Here is a 4034-nt window from a genome sequence, read left to right on the forward strand (position 1 = left end):
CAGCATCACCGACATCTGGTGCCAGCGGCCCGGCAGCGCATGGCAGAAGGCATGGACCGCCCGCCCGGGGTCGGGCTCGAAGCGTTCGCCGCAAATGAAGATGACGCCCGAGGTGCCGAGCGAGACGAAGCCCTGTCCCGCGCCGACCAGCCCCATCCCGACCGCACTCGCCGCGTTGTCGCCGCCGCCGCCGGCGATCGGAATGCCGGCCGCGAGGCCCCAGCGCGCCGCCAGGTCGGGGCTCAGGGCGCCTGCCGGTTCGCTGCCTTCGACCAGCCGCGGCATGTGGTCGCGCGTGAGCCCGGTCGCGGCCAGGAGGGCGTCGGACCAGTCGCGCGCCGCGACGTCGAGCCACAAGGTGCCCGAGGCGTCCGACATGTCGCTCGCCCGCGTGCCGCTCAGCCGGTAGCGCAGCCAGTCCTTCGGCAGCAGCACGCAGGCGGTGCGCGCGAAGAGCTCAGGCTCGTGCTCGCGCATCCACATGAGCTTGGGCGCGGTGAAGCCCGGCATCGCGAGGGTGCCGGCGATCGCGCCGAGGCCGGGCACCCGCGCCATCAGCGCCTCGCACTGCGGCGCGCTGCGGCCGTCGTTCCAGAGGATCGCCGGTCGCAGCACCGCGCCGGCGGCGTCGATCGCGACCGCGCCGTGCATCTGGCCCGACAGTCCGATCGCGCGGACGCCGGCCAACGCCTCGGCATGGCCCTGGCGCAGAACCGCCATGGCGGCCTCCAGCGCTCCCCACCATCGGGTAGGCGGCTGCTCCGACCACAGCGGTGCCGGCCGGTCCACTTCCAGCGATGCACGCGCCAGGGCGACGATGCGATGGTCCCGGTCCAGCAGCAGCGCCTTCAACTCCGAGGTTCCGAGATCGAGGCCGAGGTACATGCCGCACCCTGGTCAGGCCAGGCTGCCGAAGCGGCTGTCGCTCTGGCGCCGGAACTCGGTCGGCGTCATGCCCTTGATCTCGAGGAAGCGCCGATTGAAGTTGGCCACGTTGTTGAAGCCGACCTGGTAGCAGATGTCGGTCACGTAGTGGTCGGTCTGCATCAGCAGGTGGCAGGCGCTGTTGATGCGCACGCGGTTCACGAAGTCGGTGAAGCTGTTGCCGGTGGAGCGCTTGAAGAAGCGGCTGAAGCGGCTTTCGCTCATGCCGAGCTCGCTAGCGATGTCGGCCATCGCCACTGGCTCGGCCAGGTTGGCGGTGATGCGGTTGACGATGATGTTGATCTGGTCGACCTCGGTGTCGTCTTCGACCCCCTTCATCTGCACGTTCGAGAGCAGGCGGTAGTCGCTGCAGTGCGCGAGTTCGGCCAGGTACTCGAGGAAGAGCGCGAGCCGCTGCAATCCGCGCGCGGCCTTGATGGCGTCCCACTGCGCCAGCGCACGCTCCTCGAAACCGAAGAACTCGATGCCGTGTCGGGCCCGCCCGAGCAGCTGCAGCGCTTCGCGCAGTTCGGGGATGTCGGCCGCCGCGCGCTCGATCGGATCGTGGCGGAACTGGATCACGCGGTCGCGGTCGGTCGAGCCTCCCTCGGGGACGTCGAGCGAGATCCAGTTGTGCGGCAGGCGCGGCCCGCAAAGCACCAGCTGGCCGGGATGGWAGGGCCCGATCCAGTCGCCGACGAAGGCCCGGCCGGAGGTCTCGGTGATCAGGTGCAGCTCGTACTCTTCGTGGAAATGCCAGCGCACCAGCGGGCTCGGGAAGCCGTGCGCGAGGCAGCGCACGAGGCCGGCGTCCTCGGGCGCCTCGTAGCCCAGCGCGGGCGAACGCGTGAAGTCGCGCTCGAGTTCGGGTTTTCGGTCGCGGGGCAGATGGCGTTGGCGCGGGGATGACATGAGGCGGTCCTTTCCCATGTACCTTCAGCTCATGACATTACCACCGTCGACGTTGAGCGTCTGCGCCGTGATGTAGCGCGCCTCGTCGCTGGCCAGGAACACGGCGGCGGCGGCGATGTCGCCGGGCGTTCCCATGCGCCCCAGCGGGACCTCGAGCCCCACCTGGCGCTTCTTCTCGCCCGGCTGGAGGCCTTGGTAGCGGGCGAACAGCGCGTCGACGTGATTCCACATCGGCGTGTCGACCACGCCCGGYGAGATCGCGTTGACCCGGATGCCGTGGGGCGCCATCGCCAACGCGGCACTCTGCGTGTAGCTGATGACCGCGGCCTTGGTCGCGCAGTAGTGCGACACCAGCGCCTCRCCGCGCCGGCCGGCCTGCGAGGCCATGTTGATGACCGAGCCGCCCGTGACACGGCTGTCGACCATGTGCTGCAGCACGCGCTGCATGGTGAAGAACATGCCCTTGACGTTGACCGCGAACAACCGGTCGAAGGAGGCCTCGTCGCTCTCGAGCAGCGGCGCCATCTMGAAGATCGCGGCGTTGTTGACCAGCGTGTGGATCTCTCCGTGCGCCGCTCGCGCCGCGTAGAGCAGGCCGCCCACCGCGGCCGCGTCGCTGACGTCCGCCGCCACGTAGGCCACGGCCTCGGGGTGCCTGCGCTGCAGCCGCGCGACGCCATCGGACGGCTCTGCCGACCGGTCGGCCAGCGTGCAGCGCGCACCTTCGGCCAGGCAGGCCTCGGCGATCGCGAGCCCGATGCCGCCGCCGGCACCGGTGATCAGGACATGGCGTTGTGCAAGACGGCCGCTCATTTCGTGGCTCCCTGGATGAATTGCCGGACCCGCGCGGCGCCATCGCGCATCGCCGCGACCAGCCGCGCATCGCCGGCCGCGTCGCCCCACAGTCCGTGGTCGGCGCAAAGCGCCGCCACCGGATCGGCGGCGGCGCAGATCGCATGCGCGGCGCCTTCGTCCATGCCCTGGTCCTGGTAGGTGTAGGGCAGGGTGCCCTGGTGCCAGCGCTGCAGGAAGGCCAGGAACAGGGCCGGCAGCATGGCCACGCTCGCGATGCCTTCGCCGCGCGAAAGCCGCTCGCGCACCGTCGGCGCGATGAACCCCGGGATCTTCGAGAAGCCGTCCATCGCCACCCGCTGGTTGGTGTCGCGGATGGCCGGATTGCCGAAGCGGTCGAGCACCACGTCGCGGTAGGCGGGCAGGTCGACCGGGCTCGGCTGCCCGGGCCGGTCCAGGCAGGGGATGACATCGTCCGTGACGTAGTCATAGGCGATGCGCCGGATGGCGGCGGTGTGCGTGCCTTCGTGGATGTACTGCAGTCCGGCCAGGGTGCCGGCCCAGGCGATGCCGCTGTGGCTGGCGTTGAGGATGCGGATCTTGGCTTCCTCGTAGGGCGAGACCGAATCGACCAGCTGCACGCCGACGCGCCCCCAGTCGGGTCGTCCGTGGATGAACCGGTCCTCGATCACCCACTGGATGAAGCTCTCGCTGGTGACCGGCGCGGCGTCGTCCCAGCCGGTGGCCTCGCGCACCCGCCGGCGCAGTTCGGGCGGCGGCCGCGGGGTGATGCGGTCGACCATCGCGTTCGGGCTGCTCGTCTGGCTGCGCACCCAGTCGAGCAGACCGCTCTCGCCGGCGCGCTCGATGAACTCGATCAGGCCCTTGCGGAAGCGGTCCCCGTTGTGGCGCAGGTTGTCGCAGTTCAGCAGCGTGACGGGGCCCGCATCCGCGGCCCGGCGCGCCCGGAGAACGGCGCAGATCGCGCCATAGATCGTGCCGCCGGCGACGCCTCGGCGCGCCTGCTCGAGGTCGCCGGCGATGTCGGGCGCCGTGAGGTCGAGCCGGTCCTGCGGGTCGAGGTAGTAGCCGGCCTCGGTCACCGTGAACGAGATCACCCGCGTGCGCGGCTCGGCGCCGCGGGCGATCACCGCCGCCAGGCGGGCGTCATAGGGCAGCACCTCGCGGATCGACGCGATGCGCTGGTAGCGGAAGTCGCCGGCCGGAGACACGGTCTCCAGCGTGTAGCGGCCGTCCTGCGCGCGCAGGGCGGATTCGACCTCGGCCATGTCGGGCCGCAGATTGGCGCCGGTGATCGACCAGCGGGTGTCGCCGGCGTCGATCAACAGCTGCAGGTACAGCGCCTGGTGCGCGCGATGGAAAGAGCCGAGCCCGAGGTGCAGCAC

Annotated in this window: 4 protein-coding genes; all 4 read right to left on the bottom strand. The window is 70.7% G+C overall.

Features of this window, described 5'->3' with window-relative positions; genetic code table 11:
- A partial coding sequence (xylB, locus tag AC1D2K_RS31260; protein WP_478093889.1) for a xylulokinase occupies positions 1 to 885 on the bottom strand: 885 nt, incomplete at its 3' end.
- Positions 886 to 897: 12 nt separating this feature from the next.
- A complete protein-coding gene (locus AC1D2K_RS31265; protein ID WP_478093891.1) occupies positions 898 to 1836 on the bottom strand; it encodes an AraC family transcriptional regulator in 939 nt (312 codons plus the stop codon).
- 24 nt (positions 1837 to 1860) lie between these two features.
- Positions 1861 to 2649, bottom strand: coding sequence for an L-iditol 2-dehydrogenase (locus AC1D2K_RS31270; protein WP_478093892.1), 789 nt, complete (start codon positions 2647 to 2649; stop codon positions 1861 to 1863).
- On the bottom strand, positions 2646 to 4034 hold a 1389-nt coding region (gene dalD, locus AC1D2K_RS31275; RefSeq protein ID WP_478093894.1), incomplete at its 5' end, for a D-arabinitol 4-dehydrogenase. The genes dalD and AC1D2K_RS31270, both read right to left, overlap by 4 nt.

The sequence above is a fragment of the Variovorax sp. P1_H12_2 genome (assembly GCF_056405335.1).